The organism is Enterococcus malodoratus ATCC 43197 (assembly GCF_000407185.1).
In the GTDB taxonomy this organism is placed as follows: Bacteria; Bacillota; Bacilli; order Lactobacillales; family Enterococcaceae; genus Enterococcus_A; species Enterococcus_A malodoratus.
This window is the reverse complement of the sequence record NZ_KE136481.1, coordinates 1340835-1359588: the sequence shown is the minus strand read 5'-3', so window position 1 is coordinate 1359588 and position 18754 is coordinate 1340835. Positions and strand designations below refer to the sequence as shown.

The 18754-nt window shown below is 38.4% G+C and carries 17 protein-coding genes; 15 read left to right on the top strand and 2 right to left on the bottom strand.

What is annotated here, in order from left to right; genetic code table 11:
• Positions 1-167 precede the first annotated feature (167 nt).
• Positions 168-1577 carry a L,D-transpeptidase family protein gene (locus I585_RS06805; RefSeq protein WP_010743128.1) on the top strand — a complete coding sequence of 470 codons (1410 nt, stop codon included), beginning with the start codon at positions 168-170 and terminating at the stop codon, positions 1575-1577.
• A gap of 39 nt (positions 1578-1616) precedes the next feature.
• Here the strand turns inward: I585_RS06805 and I585_RS06800 are convergent, their stop codons facing one another.
• Complete coding sequence (locus tag I585_RS06800; protein WP_420890394.1) at positions 1617-2312, bottom strand: Crp/Fnr family transcriptional regulator; 696 nt, start codon at positions 2310-2312, stop codon at positions 1617-1619.
• A 221-nt stretch (positions 2313-2533) separates the two neighbouring features.
• Here I585_RS06800 and I585_RS06795 point away from each other — a divergent pair, with 221 nt between their 5' ends.
• Both I585_RS06795 and I585_RS06790 read left to right on the top strand, forming a co-directional pair.
• Positions 2534-2821: a hypothetical protein gene (locus I585_RS06795; RefSeq protein WP_010743130.1), complete on the top strand. Its 288-nt coding sequence runs from the start codon at positions 2534-2536 to the stop codon at positions 2819-2821.
• 15 nt (positions 2822-2836) lie between these two features.
• Complete coding sequence (locus I585_RS06790) at positions 2837-4033, top strand: MFS transporter (RefSeq protein ID WP_010743131.1); 1197 nt, start codon at positions 2837-2839, stop codon at positions 4031-4033.
• 66 nt (positions 4034-4099) lie between these two features.
• On the opposite strand, the gene I585_RS06785 is transcribed toward I585_RS06790, so the two are convergent.
• Positions 4100-4918 (bottom strand): hypothetical protein, encoded by an 819-nt coding sequence (locus tag I585_RS06785; RefSeq protein WP_010743132.1) that lies wholly within the window; start codon positions 4916-4918, stop codon positions 4100-4102.
• A 293-nt stretch (positions 4919-5211) separates the two neighbouring features.
• Between I585_RS06785 and I585_RS06780 the strand changes: the two genes are divergently transcribed.
• From I585_RS06780 to I585_RS06725, 12 genes are all read left to right on the top strand, one after another.
• Positions 5212-6261 (top strand): aspartate-semialdehyde dehydrogenase, encoded by a 1050-nt coding sequence (locus tag I585_RS06780; RefSeq protein ID WP_010743133.1) that lies wholly within the window; start codon positions 5212-5214, stop codon positions 6259-6261.
• A gap of 596 nt (positions 6262-6857) precedes the next feature.
• Positions 6858-7208 (top strand): hypothetical protein, encoded by a 351-nt coding sequence (locus I585_RS06775; protein WP_010743134.1) that lies wholly within the window; start codon positions 6858-6860, stop codon positions 7206-7208.
• Positions 7209-7210: 2 nt separating this feature from the next.
• Complete coding sequence (locus I585_RS06770) at positions 7211-7621, top strand: DUF961 family protein (protein WP_010743135.1); 411 nt, start codon at positions 7211-7213, stop codon at positions 7619-7621.
• An 88-nt stretch (positions 7622-7709) separates the two neighbouring features.
• The gene (locus I585_RS06765) at positions 7710-8888 is read left to right on the top strand and encodes an FtsK/SpoIIIE domain-containing protein (protein ID WP_244265975.1); all 1179 of its coding nucleotides are present in this window, start codon (positions 7710-7712) and stop codon (positions 8886-8888) included.
• Positions 8889-9462: 574 nt separating this feature from the next.
• A complete protein-coding gene (locus tag I585_RS06760) occupies positions 9463-11271 on the top strand; it encodes a reverse transcriptase/maturase family protein (protein ID WP_010743137.1) in 1809 nt (602 codons plus the stop codon).
• A gap of 188 nt (positions 11272-11459) precedes the next feature.
• On the top strand, positions 11460-11693 hold the full coding sequence (locus I585_RS06755) for a hypothetical protein (protein ID WP_010743138.1): 234 nt from the start codon (positions 11460-11462) through the stop codon (positions 11691-11693).
• A gap of 27 nt (positions 11694-11720) precedes the next feature.
• Positions 11721-12032: a hypothetical protein gene (locus tag I585_RS06750; RefSeq protein ID WP_010743139.1), complete on the top strand. Its 312-nt coding sequence runs from the start codon at positions 11721-11723 to the stop codon at positions 12030-12032.
• Between the two features lie 396 nt (positions 12033-12428).
• Positions 12429-13679, top strand: a complete 1251-nt coding sequence (locus I585_RS06745) for a replication initiation factor domain-containing protein (RefSeq protein ID WP_010743140.1) — start codon at positions 12429-12431, stop codon at positions 13677-13679.
• Positions 13669-14217, top strand: coding sequence for a hypothetical protein (locus I585_RS06740; RefSeq protein ID WP_010743141.1), 549 nt, complete (start codon positions 13669-13671; stop codon positions 14215-14217). The genes I585_RS06745 and I585_RS06740 overlap by 11 nt, the downstream gene beginning before the upstream one ends.
• A 16-nt stretch (positions 14218-14233) precedes the next feature.
• On the top strand, positions 14234-14719 hold the full coding sequence (locus tag I585_RS06735; protein ID WP_010743142.1) for an antirestriction protein ArdA: 486 nt from the start codon (positions 14234-14236) through the stop codon (positions 14717-14719).
• 33 nt (positions 14720-14752) lie between these two features.
• Complete coding sequence (locus tag I585_RS06730) at positions 14753-15253, top strand: hypothetical protein (protein WP_010743143.1); 501 nt, start codon at positions 14753-14755, stop codon at positions 15251-15253.
• A 172-nt stretch (positions 15254-15425) separates the two neighbouring features.
• Positions 15426-18710: a VaFE repeat-containing surface-anchored protein gene (locus tag I585_RS06725; RefSeq protein ID WP_010743144.1), complete on the top strand. Its 3285-nt coding sequence runs from the start codon at positions 15426-15428 to the stop codon at positions 18708-18710.
• Positions 18711-18754: the final 44 nt, after the last annotated feature.

The following is an 18754-nucleotide window of genomic DNA, read 5'->3' as shown; positions in this document are numbered from 1 at the left end:
GCGAAATAGAATTTTTAAAGGATTCAGAACCTCATAAAGGGGGCTCTGAATCCTTTTTTTACCAAAAATGTTAAAAAATATTAATAATTATGATTTAAGAATAAATAATTAGTTATTTGATTTATAATATTGGTAATTATTGGGCTTTATAAAGTGGGTGACAGTGATTGAAGGAGTATGAAAGTCAAAGGGTATTGAGGATTGTTGGTGTCGTTGCGGGGGCGATGGCCTTTTTTTTACTAGTCTATGCTTATTTCGGTTCGCATTTTTACTTTGGATCGACCGTCGCCAATGTCGATGTTGGCGGTCTATCGGTCGCTGCGGCCGAAAAAAAGATTCGGCAGGAGACAAAACAAGTTGAGATCGAGTTGAAGGGTGAGAACCAAACGATTAAGCTTCAGCTTGCTTCACCCTACACGCTTCAAAAAGGATATTTGAAGCGGAATATTCGCAGAGGAGAAGTAAGTTTGCCGTTAAAAAAAGGAGCGAAGGACGATTTGATCGATGCCATTAATCGGGCGTCTTTTCTTGGCGGCAAGGAAGCCAAAAGAGCGAAGATTGTTTATGCAAATGATCGATTCAAGATCGAACCTGAAAAGAAGGGGACGGTGATTGATTCTGTCAAAATTCGGAAAGAGCTCTGTAAGGATATTGACGAGGGTACATTACAAACGGAGTATGCTTTAGCAGATTTTTATCGCGAACCGGAAGTCACAGCAAAAAAATTACAGAAGCAAAAAATTCTGCAAAAGCTGGAAGAAGTTCAAAATCGCGGAATTAAATTGAAAATGACTAATAAATCCGTACCGCTTACAGAACAAATGCTGGCGGCATCGGTGGATGAACAAGGAAATTTTGATCAGGATTTGATTCTAAGTTGGGTAGCGGAGTTGGAGCGAGAACATTCGACAATCTATAAATCGGTTGATTTTACGAATATTCATGGACAGCATTTACGGTATAAAAATATTGGAAATTACGGCTGGTTTATCGACATCAAAGAATCAGCTAAAAAAATTACTAAAAAGTTGAAGGAACCGGAGACCCAAATCATTCAGCTTGTACTGCGGGGAGAAACCAAAAAACAGCCGCTGCACATTACGAAGAATTATATCGAAGTTGATTTGGACAACCAAAAAATGTACTGCTTTAATCAAGGGAAAAAGGTCGTGGAGACCGATGTGATCACAGGACGATATGATAAGGGGACAGCGACTGTTCCCGGGTTTCATACGATTATGGATAAGCGGCGCAACGTCGATCTAAGCGGAGTCTTGTCAACGGGTGACGGCACCTATAATGTTCCAGTAGACTACTGGCTGCCATTATTGAGTTATGGGCAGACGATTACAGAAATCGGATTGCACGATACGGATCATAAGCTGCAATATTTTGGTCAGCCGGGGGCTTATCAGACAGATCTAGGAAGCTACGGATGTGTGAATACACCCAAAGCGCAAGTGGCTCAAATTTATGACAATAGCTTCATCGGAATGCCGGTTTTTATTTATGGCCACATTTATGATGATGCTCCGGGAGAATTCGATAAGCCGGTCGAGTATGGTACAGAAATCTAAAACAAGCCAGTCAGAATTCTTCTGACTGGCTTGTTTTGTTTAGAAGATAATATTGTCCTTGATCAACTCGATGTTTTTGATGAATATCTTGCGATCATGCATTTTGATGGCTCCGCAGCTTTTCAATTGATGCATGATTCGGCTGACACTGCTGGCCGCATTGATGCCGCAGAAATGCGCGATTTCTTCATTGGTTACGACAAAATCAATTAATATTCCATCTTGAAACTCAATCCCGAATTTGTCGTGCAAATCATAAATTTGAGTACAGACGGCGCCAAACTTCCCGTTCATCAACATCTGTTGCGTTCGCTTCATTGATTTGAGCAGCCGCTCTCGATAATAGTTTTTTACATAGATTTGCAGTTCGAAATTTTGATTGATGTCTTTCCAAAATTCCACGCGATCGATTTGATAGAGTTCGGCCTTTTCTGACTCTACCCGTATATTAAAGGGGGCATCAATAAATTGGGAGTATTCATCCTTTAACAGTGAGACTACTTCGAGATCGTTGATATAGTCCAAATTGAATTCTCTCCCATCTCTGGAGATGACACTGGTCTTTATGACGCCGTTTTTCAAAATGTACACATGGTGATCCTGGATTCCTTCGTAAAGCAAATATTTTTTATATTCTTTGGTAACGATTGGAAATTTTTTTTGTTCTAAGTAGTTTGTTAAAGCTGTATTATCCAATTTTTCGTTGTTCCTTCCGTAAATTACTGAAATTTTCATTGCTATTTTATCACAAGAAACCGTCGGATCAGATCAAAAGTATGTATAAAAAAGATACAAACAAATGTTAATGTCCTTTTTTAATAGAAATAATTAAGGGCTTTTTTTATTAAGAAATCTGATTTCCTCTTTTTTTTATATCCTTATAATCGGTTAAGTAAGTCAAACAGCCCAAATGCTCTAGTGATTAGAAAATTTGGAAATAAGAGGAGTGGTTATTCATGAAAAAATGGACATGCGCAATGATCGAACGATTGGAATCAGCCTACAAGGTACGGTTTGAAAAGGAGGCCGTTTTGGTCTTTCTAAATGATGCCTATCAAAATGCCTTGATGCTGAGAAAGGATTATACGCTGGAATCAGATGATACACTAGAGGATTTTTTGGCAGAGTTTGACCACACACGTGATTTATTTATTAGTCAAGCAGTCGATCGCTACCCGTCTAATTATAATAAGATCGCGGAAAAGATTTCTGATTTAAAGAAATTGAATGAGAGTATCGCATAATAATGAGAGTGGGTCTTGAAAATTAAGGAAGAAGAAAAGTTATTCAATAAAGGTTTTATCACAATCACAATTATCAATTTTGTTGTATTTTTAGTTTATTACTGTTTTGTCGTTATCACAGCGAAATATGCGACCCAAAGTTTAGGTGCATCAACAGCACAAGCGGGCTTTGCGGTAGGGATTTATATCATCGGTACATTGCTTGCGCGGCTCTATATTGGGAAGAAACTGGAATTATTTGGTCGCCGAGCAGTCTTACGTTACGGGGCACTTTTTTATTTGATAACAACTGCGGCGTATTTGGTCAGCAGCAATATCTTTATTTTAGATGGTGTACGTTTCTTGAATGGTTTTGGTTATGGTGCAGTTTCGACAGCGGCAAACGCAATTGTCACGGCTTATATCCCGGAAGCGAAATACGGTGAAGGAATTAATTACTATGGATTGAGCACCAGTTTAGCGGCCGCAATTGGTCCGTTTATCGGGTTGCTGCTATTACCATTAGTAGGATTTAAGGCCATTATTATCCTTGCAGTCGTATTAGCCTTCATCACGATGCTGGCTTGCTTCAAATTCAAGGTAAACAATATCGTGTTAACAGAAGAAAGTCGTGCAAAAATCAATACATTCAGTTTGGAAAGCTTTATTGAATTCAAAGTCCTGTTTATCGCAGGAATTGCGTTTTTAATCGGGATTGCCTACTCAAGTGTTCTAGGATTCCTATCTATTTATGCGGATCAACTGCACTTGGTGACAGCAGGAGCCTTCTTCTTCGTGGTTTACGCATTGGTCGTTACTTTGACAAGACCAATGTCTGGTAAAATTTTTGATAGACATGGTGAAAATGCTGTAATGTATCCAAGTTTTATTTGTTTGACGATTGGCTTGATTCTTTTGGCCTTTACAGGAAATACTTTTGTATTATTGGCCTCTGGTGCTTTCGTTGGCTTGGGGTATGGAACCTTTATGGCAAATGGACAGGCCGTTACTTTGAAGTTAGTTGAAAAAGACCGTATCGGTGTCGCTTTATCAACTTACTTTATTGGCCTTGACTTGGGATTAGGTGTTGGACCTTACTTGTTGGGAGCTGTTAAAGGACTTCTAGGTTCGTATCAACATATTTATATTTTCTGTGCAGTAATTCCAATTATCGTGGCAATTCTGTATATGATTTTTTATAAACCTGGAAAAGCAACGAAAGTTAATGGGTAATTCATAACATATAAAAAGGGCTGTGCCAGTTAATTTTGGCACAGCCCTTTTGCAGGTTTTACGTTTTTAATTGTTATTCAGTTTTTTATTAATCAATTCTTTTAGATTAAAATTCTCATTTAACTTGGCATAATAATCCGCTTGTTTTAAGAGTTCCATTTGTTCGTTGAGGTTTTCCTGTATCAGGGCCTTTTCAAAAAATAACTCTTCTAAGCCAGCAGTAATGTTTACTTCTAATAAAGTCTGGATGCCTTCATCACAAAATGAGTTTGCTTTTTCCCGGTTTCCACGATCAGCGTAGAAGCAGGCTGCTTGATAATAAGATGGACCTAACTGTTGTTGAGTATTCATTTTTTCCTCCAATTGTTCAGCGCGTTTAAAAAAGATACGGGCGCGCTTTTTTTCTTCGTTTGCTTGATAACAAGTGGCTAATCCTTTGAGTACTAGCAGTTCATATCGTTTTTCATCATGTAAAAAGGTGTAGGCTCGTTGGAAATAGTGTACGGCTTTTTGGGTATCATGACTGCCAAATAGGTTCGCGTAGGCACGGAAATACAGCAAGTGACCAACGATTCGCGCGTTATCGTAAGAAATTTTCTTTCCATAAGTATCCAATAAAAATAAAACACTGGAGAATTCTTGGCGCAGGTGCAAACAACGGACAATATTTAACAAAGAGACTTCTGACAAAAGAGTGGTTTCCGGAAAAACTTGGTGGTATGGGATACTTAATCTTGTGCAGAGATCTAAAACGACTTCCAAAATGCCTTCGTTTTTCAATTCAATCAATTCTAAGTCAGCAGGTGAACAAATGATATCGAGGGCATCTAGCGGCAACCCCATGTCCTCGCGTGTTTGTTTAATGATATGCCCATGGACCTTCATGATTGACCTCCTACGAATAACGCTTTCATATTAATTCTAAAGCTTTTATTAGAAAACTACAATAAAAGTATTCAAAAAAACTTGTTTTTTTAATTTTTTTTACAATATTTGGATTAGAAAGTTTATTTTATCTTTGTTATATCAATTATTTAGGATAGAGAGAATATTGAAAATTAAGCAGTATCCGATATTTAACCTTTTATAATTCGATTTTGACCAATAATGAAAAGACTGCTTGCGTTTCAAACCGAATGTGATAAACTGTTAAAATACTATGAAATGAAAGAGTGATTATGATGAGAAAAATGAATGTTGCAATTGTCGGCGCTACCGGTGCAGTGGGCACACAAATGATCAAACTATTAGAAAACAGCACGTTGCCATTGGATACTGTGAAGTTTTTGGCTTCAAAGCGTTCTGCGGGAAAGCAACTTTCATTTAAAGGCGAAACTCAGACGATCGAAGAATTGGTTCCTGATTCATTCGAAGGCGTTGATCTCGCTTTATTCTCAGCAGGCGGGGGTATTTCTGCGAAATTCGCACCAGAAGCGGTGAAACGCGGAGCGGTTGTAGTAGACAATACAAGTCATTTCCGGATGGACCCTTCAGTGCCGTTAGTTGTGCCAGAGGTGAATCCTGAGGCTCTGCGTAAACACAATGGTATTATTGCAAATCCGAACTGTTCAACGATTCAGATGATGGTGGCGTTAGAACCGATTCGTCAGGCTTTCGGCTTAAATCGGATAATCGTCTCGACTTATCAAGCGGTATCGGGTGCCGGCAATCAAGCTATGGAAGAATTGAAGCAACAAACACGCGACTTTTTAGCTGACAAACCACTCGATGAATGGCAAGCAGAGATTCTGCCATGCGGCGGCGATAAAAAGCATTATCCATTGGCCTTCAACGCGTTGGCTCAAATCGATGTTTTTGCTGAAGAGGGCTATACGAATGAAGAATGGAAAATGATCAACGAAACGAAAAAAATCATGGAAGATGAGACGATCAAAGTCTCGGCGACTTGTGTGCGAATCCCAGTCATGAGCGGACATTCCGAATCGATTTATATCGAAACAGAAAAAACAGCTACTGTGGCAGAAATTCAAGAGTTGCTCAGCCAAGCACCTGGTGTAGTGTTGGAAGATGATCCAAGCCAGCAAATCTATCCGCAAGCGTTGAATAGCGTGGGCAAAAAGGAAACATTTGTTGGACGTATCCGCAAAGATCCTGATGAAGAAAAGGGCGCTCACCTTTGGGTAGTTTCGGATAACTTATTAAAAGGCGCAGCTTGGAATTCATTACAGATTGCTGAAACGATGTATGAAATGGGTCTATTTAAATAAATCAATCAAGCGTGATTCATTCACGCTTTTTCTTTTGCCCATTTTCACCTAGTATTTTCAATCGATGGTTTTTCAGAAAAAATCATGTATCTTTACTGTACTTCGATGTATCAAACGAGATGGCTTCATATCAAGGATTTAAAGCTGTATAAAAGTCAATAATAGAGTAAAACAAAGAAAAAATGTGCAATCTATGTGCAATGAAAGTGCATTGCACAAAAATTGCACCAAAAATTAGGAACAATAAAACTAATCAGAGCGATCATAATTTCTGACACAAAAAAAGCTTTCAATTCCCAATCCCATAATTAAATATAGTTGTACAACAAAAGTTATGAATTTGATTCATAGCTTTTGTTTGTGTCAGGAAAAGTGGTAATTAATTTTTACTCGAAAAGAACTGTTTGTAAAACTTAAATAAAGCACGCTTTAAGAGCCTTTGGATTAATATGGATAAAATACTTGAGAATAGAGCTAATGAACGCTTAAACAGTCAGTTTAAGCTATTCAAATATACTCAGTATTAATATGTCATTCGAAAGTATGTTTTTTTGAAGATTAAATAGAGAACAGAAAGAAAGAAAGAAGGAAAGAACTTGAAACTAACAAAGTTAAAAGTAAAAAAGGAATGGGTCGGAAGAGTCTTCATTTTAGGTACACAATTTAAAGAAGCACCAAAAGAGGTGAATGGTGTTCTTGGCAGTTATGTAAAATTCTACGGGGATTCAGAAAAACATGGTGCTTTACCGATCGTGATCGATAAAAGTGCCGCGGTGTTGCCAGAGGGTGAAATTGAGATTGATTTTGACGAAGCTTATCTAGTTCCTGATAAAGTTCGAATTTCAAGTCGAGAAACGAATGATGATGGACGAATGACCAATTCGGTAAATGGCTATTTAGATTTCTCGCTTTATCTATCTAATGCAACAGTTAAGGAAGGGGCGTAACTATGGTTTTAAAATTCAAAGACAACAACAACATTACAGAAGCTTTAGATGTTTCTAGTTTAGGGGCAATTCGCTTTAGTTCGTTGGAAGACCCAGTATTAGGTTATGACGAAGAAACAAGACAAAGTACAGGCGAGATCAAAAAAAAGAGGGCTGAACTAGTCTTTGGCGATAAAAAGAAAATTTCAAGTCGGGTTACATTTCCACCAACTGCTGAGATCGAAACGTTTAAATGGCGTGAAGCGGTTGAGTTAGTAAATCCAGAGTTCCATTTGACGTACATTGCAGCACAAGATGGGAATCGAGAATATTATGAGTTAGATATTTATGCCGAAGGTTTGAAGAAATCAACCGCTCAAAAAGCTGCCGCAAATTCAACTCAATCCGGCGAAAGTGATAAGAATAAAAAATAAGCAATAGTCTGCCATTGCTGCTAGTCATAAAAAAAGGGAAGGTGAAGATGTGAGAGGTCTATTCTCCTATAAAGGAAAGAGAATCCAATTGTATTATCGGTATCTAAACATTTGGTACACGTTTTTCTTTTCGATCCCGAGTTTAACTTTAGCAGCTTGGCTATGTTGGAAAAATTTGACAAACATTGTTTCGGTGATCGATGGAAATCAAAAGGCTCGACCACAAATAATCATGTTAGGAATACTAGTGTCAGGGCTAATATTTTTAACAATTGCTGTTTCTCTAATTGGCATGAAGCGATCCAAAGAAAATGGGGGATATTTTAGCAGACTTCAACGCTGCCAATGGTTATTGAAATACCTTATTAAAAACAATTTGGTGGATACCAAAAAGATAAAAACTGAAACTGGTTCGAAAGAACTGATCCGAGTGCCAAAGGTATACTATCGAAAAAAGGATTCCTTGGATTGTTTTACCTTTGAACTTGGAGGGAAAAATCATAAGGAATTTCTGATGATGGGATCGGTATTGGAGGAACTATTTCTTGGTGATTTAGTTGAGATCGATCGAAAGCCAATGTTGGTCACATACAAGTTGCTGTTGGATACCATTGAACGCCGCTTGTCTATTCGAGAGGTCAAAGCAGAAAATGGCTCAATTGAAATCATGGAAGGTGTCTCTTGGGAGTATGACAAGATGCCGAACATGCTTATAAGCGGTGGAATCGGTGGGGGGAAAACGTATTTCATTTATACACTGATCAAGGTGTTTATGGAAATCGGTACGGTAAAAATTGCTGATCCGAAGAAATCCGACTTGGGTGTTCTAGCCGATTTGCCTGCGTTTAAAGGACACGTAGTGATGGAAAAAGAAGAAATTTTTCGATTGCTGGAAGACAGCTTTGAAATGATGATCAAGCGCTACAAGTACATGCGAGAACATGAAAATTATACAATGGGAAAAAATTATGTTTTCTATGAAATGCCGCCATACGTTGTGATCGTGGATGAATGGGCCGCATTTTTTAGTACCTTGGATTATAAAGAAACAGATCGTGTATTGAAAGTATTGATGCCGTTGATTCTTCAAGGTCGTCAAGCTGGGGTATATATGATCATTGCCTTGCAGCGACCAGATGCGCAAAGTTTGCCGAATGGTATTCGAGATAATCTACTCGCAAAAGTGTCATTGGGTAGATTGTCTGAGCTGGGCTATAAAATGACTTACGGTGTGCGCCCGTACGGGCCTGTAATGATGGTGTGCTAACAATACACTAGAGAATAAGATACGAATTTTTGCTCTATTAACAACCAACTTATCTGCAAAGGAAACTAAGCAGGGAGTGTAGCATGTTGGTAAAGCCGCAAGTTGGAAAACTATCTATCCACGACTGAGCTGGCAAGTTAAAAAATAAAAATGAGGATGAAAGCTATACTGCTTGAATGGTGGTCTGTCTGAGTCAGTCATCCCTACAACGAAAGATAGTTAGATACGTTGTATGTTGTTAGATGTTATAGGTATCGTCCGAAGTCTATAACATACGTATCTCTAACAACGAGAACTTCCATAAAGAAGAATACAGATGAAACCCACATCCGAAATTTTATGCAGTTATTATTACAGGTGCTAAACGGGGATTACCTAAGTTGGAATGCTCGCAAGAGCTATGTGCAATGCCAAGTCATGGTGATAAAACTCAAGAGAAATCAAGAGCGATGGCACTGAATATCCAATAAGGTAACGGAGATTTCGTAGTAGTCTGAGCTAGGGAAAGCCTAGTACATGGCGAAGGAAATCAGCTTGTTTCGTTTAAATAATTAAGGAAGGAGCGTGAGGCTTCATGAGAAATCCAGAAGTTATTCTAAACAATCTAGCAAAGAAAACAAATCAAAAAGACTATAAGTTTGAAAGAATCTACAGAAATCTATACAATCCAGAATTCTATATTATGGCGTATGGGAATATCGCTTCAAAAAGTGGCAACTTAACACCTGGTGTTTCTAGCGAAACAATTGATGGTTTCAATCTGATAAAAATAGAAAAATTGATTGAATCTCTAAGATCAGAAAGCTATCACCCTAAACCAGTGAAACGTATTTACATTCCAAAGAAGAATGGAAAGAAACGACCACTAGGTATCCCTACTTTTATAGATAAACTTCTTCAAGAAGTTATTCGTATGGTTTTGGAAGCTATTTATGAAGGAGAATTTAGTTCTTCCTCACATGGATTTCGACCTAATAGAAGTTGCCATACTGCACTTGGAGACATATCCAATACATTTAACGGAAGTAAGTGGTTTATTGAGGGCGACATTTCGTCTTTCTTTGACAACATTGATCATCATATTCTCATTCAATTATTGAGCAAAAAGATTAATGATAATCGATTTTTACGTCTAATATGGAAGTTTTTGCGAGCAGGCTATTTAGAAAATTGGAAATTCAATAAAACTTATAGTGGAACACCGCAAGGTGGAATTATTTCACCAATTCTATCAAATATTTACTTGAATGAACTTGATAAGTATATGGAGGAATATAAAGCATCATTTGAACTAGGTAAAAAACGGAGAAAAGATGAAAACTATAAACGTCTTGAATCGAAGATGTATTGGTTAAGGAAAAAACTAAAAAATGAGCAACTAACAAATACAGAGAAACAAGTAATCATAGATCAGTTAAAGAATATGCATACTCAATTAATACAACTGCCTTATTCAGATAGTTTTGATGAAAATTATCGAAGAATCAAATATGTTCGCTATGCCGATGATTTCATCATTGGTCTGATAGGGTCAAAAAAAGATGCAGAAACCATCAAAAGTGATATACAACAATTCTTAAAAGAAAAATTGAAAATAGAACTTTCAATGGAAAAAACATTGATTACTCATTCTGGACAGTTTGCGAAATTTTTAGGTTATCACGTAGTCGTAAGTAGAGATAAAGCAGTCAAGAGAGATAAAAACGGTATAAAAAAACGTTATTACTCCTATAAGTGTAAACTCTATATCCCTAAAGAAACATGGATTAACAAATTAAAAGAATTGGGGACAATTACAATCCGACAAGATGGGTCATGGATGCCAAAGCATCGAGCAGCACTCCTCTATTTAAGTGATATTGAAATTTTAAGTACTTACAATGCGGAAATTCGTGGGATTTACAACTATTTTTGCCTAGCTAGCAATACAAATGTGCTGAATTCATTCATGTACGTAATGCGTTACAGCTTATTTAAAACATTAGCTGCAAAGTATCAATCGTCTATTGCTAAAATTCTTAGAAAATATAAGCAAAATGGCGAATTCATGATTCCTTATGAAACGAAACAAGGAACAAACTATCGTTTGTTATATAATGAGGGATTTCCCAAGAAGAAAACAGTAAACAGATCCCCAAAAGTTGACAGCTTTCCAGATACGATTATTTATAAATCACGAACGGAATTAACCCAACGGCTAATTGCCAACAGATGTGAATGGTGTAGAGAAACCGAAGGTCGAATGGAAGTTCATCATGTTAGGAAGCTGAAAAATTTAAAAGGGAAGAAACAATGGGAACAAGTAATGATAGCAAGAAGGAGAAAAACACTGATTCTTTGTCATAACTGTCACGTGAAATTGCACGCTGGCAAGCTAGATTAAACAAGTGGAAAGCCGTATACATCGAGAGGTGTACGTACGGTTTGGAGGGGAGTATTTGGAAACCTGTTATAGAAATATAGTAAGGCGCTGGGTACTTACCCTACGACGACAACAAAAATAAAAGTTTCGTCAATAAGTCGGGAGTCGGTCGAGGCTATCTGGATATTGGGAAAGGGATTCCCCAAGAATTGTATAGTCCCTTTGTCCCATCAGATTTTGATTTTTTAAGTGAGTTTGCTAAATTTGATCAGATGATCGAATTGGATTTTGAAACCATTCGGATCACTGGAAAAGATCGAGAAATCGTGGATGAGTTGCATAGTGTGAATGATGAAATGCAGATCAGAAAAATGGTTTCGGAAGAATACCTACGAAAACGGCAAGAGAAGTTGAATGAAGCAGGTGATATTACCATCGAGTAATCTATTAAGCGAGTGAGGTGATGACATGTGAGTGAAAAATACTATCGAGTACGGACGGCCGCAAAGTTGATTGATTCGGAATTCTCTTCAAGGACACTGTATTCGTGGATCGCAAAAATTGAAAAACGGACAACCTATCATTTTTTGCGAAAAGATATTTTGAGAAATGGGATTCCTGTAAGTCAAATTTTACTGACAGAAGAAGATATTTTATTGTTGAAAAAGCTCTATCGGCTGAGAAATGGAGAGAGGAAAGAGCTGACGGCTGCGATTTTCGCCACCTTTTTGTCACCGGAAGAGCTTGCGGAACGATTGATGATTGAAGAGAACATTTTTTAAAGAATAACTCACTGTAGATACTGGTGGGGGAACTATGCCCGCATAGCCATGCACTCAGTAGAGCGTGGCGTTTGCACTGGCAGCGGCGCCAGCCGCGTATGGCAAGGGCAAACGCACACGCCAAGTGTGTGCGTGGATGGTTTAGGGCAGGCGCTTGCGCCTGCCCTAAACCGTTACCCCCCAGTATCTAATAGGGGGGGTAGAAATAAAATAACGAAACAGAAAAAGGTCTATAAAGAGCGCTACGGCAATCTTCATCGAAGATGAGCGTTTGTGTCCTTTTCAACGATTTTGAAGGGACACAAAAATGAGGGGGCAATCATCACAAGGGGTTGACGGCTCTTTTTGAATAGTCGAAAAAAGTCGATTTCGTTATTTAATTGAGGTGTAGAAAAATTGGAGCCTAAAGAACTGCGAAACTATCGATACAAATTTGGGTTATCCAATGCGAAGACTGGAAAACAAAAGCCAGTTTCTCAACGAAAATTTGCACAAATACTGGATATATCTTTGTCCTATTACAAAAAAATGGAACAAGGCAAGCGCTCGATTCCAGAAGATGTCAAACAAAAGCTCGAAGAGTATTTTCGTGTTTATCTAAAACATGGGATAGAAATGCGAGTCATGATCGATTATTTGCGCTTGTCTTTTTTTGATGCAGCACCCAAAGATATTATCCAACAAGTGTTAGGCATGGATGAGTTAGAGTTTGAAACCCGTTCAACAGGACTCTATATGTTTGACCAAGTATCTGTACGAGGAAATATCTGGGTATTTTGGCACACAAAAGAAACTACGAAAAATGTATTGATTCAGTTTTCAGGGCAAGGATGCCGTGAATATGAACTGGTAATGAAGGAACGAAAAACAGACTGGCAGGAATACTTACTACACCTTTGGCAAAAACAAGGAATGCTAGAAAGCTGCTATAGTCGTGTGCAATGCAGCCGGATTGATATTGCCATTGATGAAATGTGGATGCGAGATGATGAAGAATATTTTGATTTGTTTTCCATTCTGGAAAAAGAACACAAAGGATTGATCGAGGACAGTTTCAAATTATTTGAAAACTATGGTGGATACTATACGGAATCAGGGGTGGCTAGAAACAAAGGGCTATCCCTTTATTTTGGTTCAAGAAAATCACCGATGTTCTTCAACTTCTATGAGAAACGGTATGAGATCGCCAACCGTGAACGGATATCTGTGGAAGATGCCTTACTAAAATACGGCATCTACAATCGCTACGAATTGCGTTGCGCTGCTGAAAAAGCAACCGAGATTATTGATCGCTTTATTACCGGAACGAACTTAGGGGAGATCGGCGCTGGATTGATCAATGATAAATTGACGGTTTATGACTTGCTTGATTCTGAATCAAGAATTGTGAATGAGCGTTGGGCCAAAATGTTTCGAACCGTCAGAGAGTTGAACTTTTCTATGAAGGCAGAAAAGTTTTCGATCGAACGAGCGGAACGATGGTTTGAAACCCAAGTAGCGCCCACACTAAAGCTGCTAAAAATTGTCGATGAACTTTCCGGCAGAGATTTTGTGAATGCGACGATTGAAAATGTGGAGTTGGGTGAAGATAAAGAAAGCTATCTTACTTGGTTCCAATCATCAGGAGGTGATTTAGTTGGAGGATAATAAGGACTACCTTTTTTCAGGAATCAATCATTGTCAGAAAAAAATCGAAGCAATTGATCAGCGAATTCGAGCATTGAGTATTTTCAATTATTCGATGGATTTGATTGAACGAATTCTTGAACGTGGTGAATTTCAGGATGATCCGGCATGGCAAGAAATAGCACGACTGTTGGAGGTAAGGAAAAGTTACGAACTCAAATTGGAAGAGTTAAATTGGCAAGTAAAACCAAGCGATTTAAGTCAGATTGAATTTTATTCTTTCAGTGTCCCGAAAAGTGCTTTGATCGCTGTGAAGACAGGTGTAAAACCAGTAACCGTTTATGCAAACTGCGTAGCCGAAGTGTATAACCAGCAGGTAAGATTTATTCTTTTGACTGTTGGTGAGGTACAAAAAATTTTGAGACAATCTATTTTTGAAGAAACAAAACTTGGAGTGACTGAGGAAATTATCCAAAAAGAGTTACTTGAGCTTGGTCGTTATGCCAACGAACCTTTTTATCAAGGATCGGTTTTACTGATAGAAAATATATTTGTTTAGGTGAGGAGTGTGTCTGATGGAAGCACAAATTTATATTGCTAATTTGTCTAAATATGTTAGTGGAACGATTCAGGGAGGCTGGTTTGATCTGCCAGTGGACTACTCTGACATTGCTACAAAACTGGGTCTAAATGAATCCGAAGAGGAAACCATTATTTTGGATTCAGATGCACCATTCACAGTAACTCAATACGATAGTCTGGATCGTTTAAACGAACTGTATGAGCTGTATTCGGAATTACCCAGTGAGGTACGTGATCATGCCAAAGAATTAATAGGAGATTTGTTTTCGTCAGAAGAAGATTTACTGGAGAATGCTGAGGATGTCATGTTTTTTGCAGATGTTGATACAGACGAGAAACTTGGGAGTTACTGGGTTGATCAAGGTTTGATTACTGTACCCAAGGAGTTAGAAAACTACATTGATGAAGAAGCTCTTGGGCGGGATATTCGATTGGATGGACAAGTTGTTTATGTTTCGGATGGCTGTTTCATGAAGTAGCTCTTTTTAGATTAGAAAGGTGTTTCTCATACGATGGAGTTGATCAAATATGCAGGTTCCTTTCACCTTGGGAATCAAGATTTATTGCAAAATATTGAGGAAGGAAAAGCCTTCTTTGGCGAAATATATTACTGGTACAAAGCGAAATTGACTGATTATTTTTTGATAATTCCGTTTAAAGATTTGAGTTTTGATGAATTGTTCGGACAGTTTAGGAATCTTTTTTTGAAAGAACGAAAAAAGTTAGACAGTGTAACCTATCCGATAACTTTTGAATGGTTAGATGGTCAGTTTAAACGAGTTGTCTATGATCCAATCTTTGTTCAGGCGATTAAGCGAATGAATGAAGTGAATCAAGAGCGATCCTACTTTATGAACTATGTCAAAAAAAGGCAATGGAATGTGACTGAACAGTTTTGGTCATATCTTCAAAAATATGGCGAAGTTCGTGTAACGGAAATTAACTCGGATTATGCAGAAAAGCTGATTCCAGTCGATTTTGTAGAAAAGTGTCATTTGAAAATTGTTAAATAGTGAATGTCTAAAACTGAATAAAGTACTTAAAGCAACGTCCTAAGAAGTTAATTCATAGAACGTTGCTATTTTTTTGTCTAAAAAAGGTGGTGAACTCCTTTCATCAGGTAAGAAATCGAAGTCCATAAGTGAACTCGAATGGAAAAATACTAATTATTATTGGAGGAAGTTTATGAAAACGAAAATCAGTAGAATCATTGTTTCGCTCGTGATGATCGTCACGCTGCTTATGCAAATCATTCCAATTCAAGCGATCACGGCTTATGCGGAAAGCACTAGTGCAACTCAAGTACAAAAGAATGAAGAGAAAACAAAGTCCACAGAAGCCACGAAAGCTGATCCGGTTGAATCAACCAGTGAATCGAGCCAAGAAACCTCGGAAAGTACCAGCAGCACGGAGTCTTCTGAAAGTACAAAAGAAGAAGAGTCTGTGATATCTGAGGATAAAGAAGAGACACAAAGAGAAGTAACCTTGGATGGCAGTGTCTATGGTTCTGGAGCTGGCGTTCCTGGTGATCCAGTTCTTTTCCGAAGTGCGAGAGCATTATCGGCAGATTTACCCACATTTTTCGGTATTTCTACAAAAGCAATTAACGCTGAATTGACCGCTCATCAAAATGATTCCTTCTATTTGGGTACTCCTTATCGTGGCTTGTATTTAAATCCAGATGAAGGGTATTGTCTAAGTCCAAACGGGGCACCGACAAGCTACGGGCCTGGGATGAACTGTACAGGATTTGTGGCTACCGTTATTCGTAGAGCTGGAGGCGATATTTCAAGAATTACGAATAATAGTACGGGATTTGGTGGTGCAGCGAACGCTTATAACTGGCGTGACGTTTTACGTGCGACAACTTATGCGGATACGTACAATACGGTTTCTGAAATGTTAGCTAGTGGTACCATGCGTAAAGGAGATATTATTTATTTTGAACCGGATGTGTCGGTAACTAACTACGATTGCCATATTGGATTCTTCTGGGGAAATACTCCTAGTGATAATAAATTCTGGCATTCGTATTATCCTGATGGAAATATTATTTCTGATATTAAAACGAAGTCACCTGCTGAGAAAATTTACGTCTTCCATAATGCAAAGGAAGAGGGCTATATTTCACTGAAAAAAGTAAATGATAAAGGCGATAATATGGCTGGAGTTTCTTTCAAATTGACTGCGGATGGGAAATCAACCACCGTAAAAACAGACGCTAATGGGAATTTAAAGTCACCAAATTATCCTATCGGTACAGTGGTGGAGTACGAAGAAACGGCAACGATCGCTGGTCACTATATTGATTCTGCTTCTTCTAAAGGGAAGATCACCATCAAGGAAGGTGCCAATGAACTCAAAGTGACTAATCCTCGGTATGCGAATGTTACGCTGAACAAAAAGAATGACGTGGGTCTAAACCTTGAAGGCGTTCAATTCAAACTGACGTACAACGGAAAAGATCATACCGTCAAGACCGACAAAAACGGTCAAATTCAAGTGACGAATGAATTGAAAAATAATACGAAAATTGAATGGGAAGAAACGGCAACGATCGCTGGTCATTACATTGATACAGCCAATGCGAAAGGATCGTTGGTGGTGAAATCTGGTTCTAATACAATTAATGTGAGTAATCCACGTTATGCCAATTTAACACTAATCAAACAGAACGATAAAGGTAAAAACCTTGAAGGCGTAGAATTTAACCTTCACTACAATGGCAAGGATCACAAAGTGAAGACGGATAAAAATGGGACAATCAAGATCACCAACGACTTGAAGAACAATGCAAAAGTCGAGTGGGAAGAGCTTAAAACCATCAAAGGCCATTATATTGATCCAGAAAAGGCGAAAGGATCGATCGTAGTGAAATCTGGAGAAAACACGATTAACGTGAATAATCCAACGCTTAATTTTGGCATGACTTCTCAAGCAAGTAACCAAGATGGGGCACAATTTGTGAATCCAATGATCGGACAAAAGCTGCGGGATGAAGTCATGATCCAGGCGAACCAAGCACCTGCAAATGCGAAACTACGTCTGACTTCTGATTTTGTCGAGTTTGGAACGGGTGAGCAGCTTGGCGAAGAATCCTTAAAACAAGTAAATGAGTTTGAAGCGAAACAAGCTCAATTCGTAAAAAACGTGTATTTAGATTTTGATGCCACAGGAATGCATGGTAAAAAGGGTATTTGGATCAATGTACTAGAATTCTACAATCCGTCAACAGGTGAGTGGGAAGAAGTCGCTCGCCATGATGATTTGGCGAATGAGGCAGAAGCGATTCAATTTGTGACACCAGAAATCCATACCGAGTTTTTCTTCTATGATCAAAACGAGAATGAAACTAAGCTATCTGATCCGTTGGCAAAAGTGAAAGGATTCGACCGAGTATTCTATAAGAACCTTATCTCAGGTCAGACTTACAAATTTGATCTAACTATGATGGATCGTGAATCTGAAAAAGAATTCAAAGACCCGAACGGAAACAGCGTGACAGGATCAATTACTGTTGTTGCTGGGAAGGATGGCACCGTTACTTCTACTATCAATGCGAGAGAATACTATGAAAATCTTGCCAAAGAAGCGGCTGAAAAAGAAGAATCAAAAGAAAACGATAGCGACAAAGAAAAAGAAACGACAAAAGATTCGGATGGCTCAAAAGAAACGATTCAGCCAAAAGCAGCCACGCAAGAAGTTGTTGATACCGAAGAACCAGCAGATGTGGAAGAACAAGAAGAAGCGACTGAATTTTCAACACTAAATGATGTTGAATTGTTGGAAGGCTATGTCGATGTTCCGTTTGAAGCCAACTTATCCGCTGCGAAAGGAAAAGTCTTAGTTGCTTACGAGCAGCTATCAACACATGACACACCGATTGCCAATGAAAAAGAACTTGAGAATGAGAAACAAACCGGGAAAGTAAGAAATCCTAAGATCGGTACGCAAGCATTTGTGAATGGTAAAGTAGAAGTCACTTCTGATGGCAAAGTGACATTGACTGATAAAGTTGCTTTTGAAGACTTAACCCCTAACGTTGAGTACGATCAAAAAGTGACCTGGATGGATACACGGACAAAATTACCTGTCATGATTGATGGGAAAGAATTAACTTCAACCATCAAGTTCACACCGAAAGAATCAACAGGAACAGTTACAGTGACGATTGAAGATGTTGCTGTCCAACAATTATTTGGTAAGGACAGTAAGATCCAATTGGTCGCTTTTGAAGAAACAACATATAATGATGAGCCTGTAGCTTCTGAAAAAGATTTCAACAACAAAGGACAAACGATTACGATTAATAAACCAGTCGAACCAGTAAAAACGACTGGTCAAGCAGGTACATTGCCTCAAACATCAGGATCATTGGGAAGTCCATTTATATGGATTCTCTTAGGACTTGTGTTCGCCGCGAGTGCTCTTTTTATTGTTGCAAACAAGAAACGTCAAAATAAAAAATAAGCTAGATCAACGAAGCGTCCATACTAGGGCGCTTCTATTTTTTA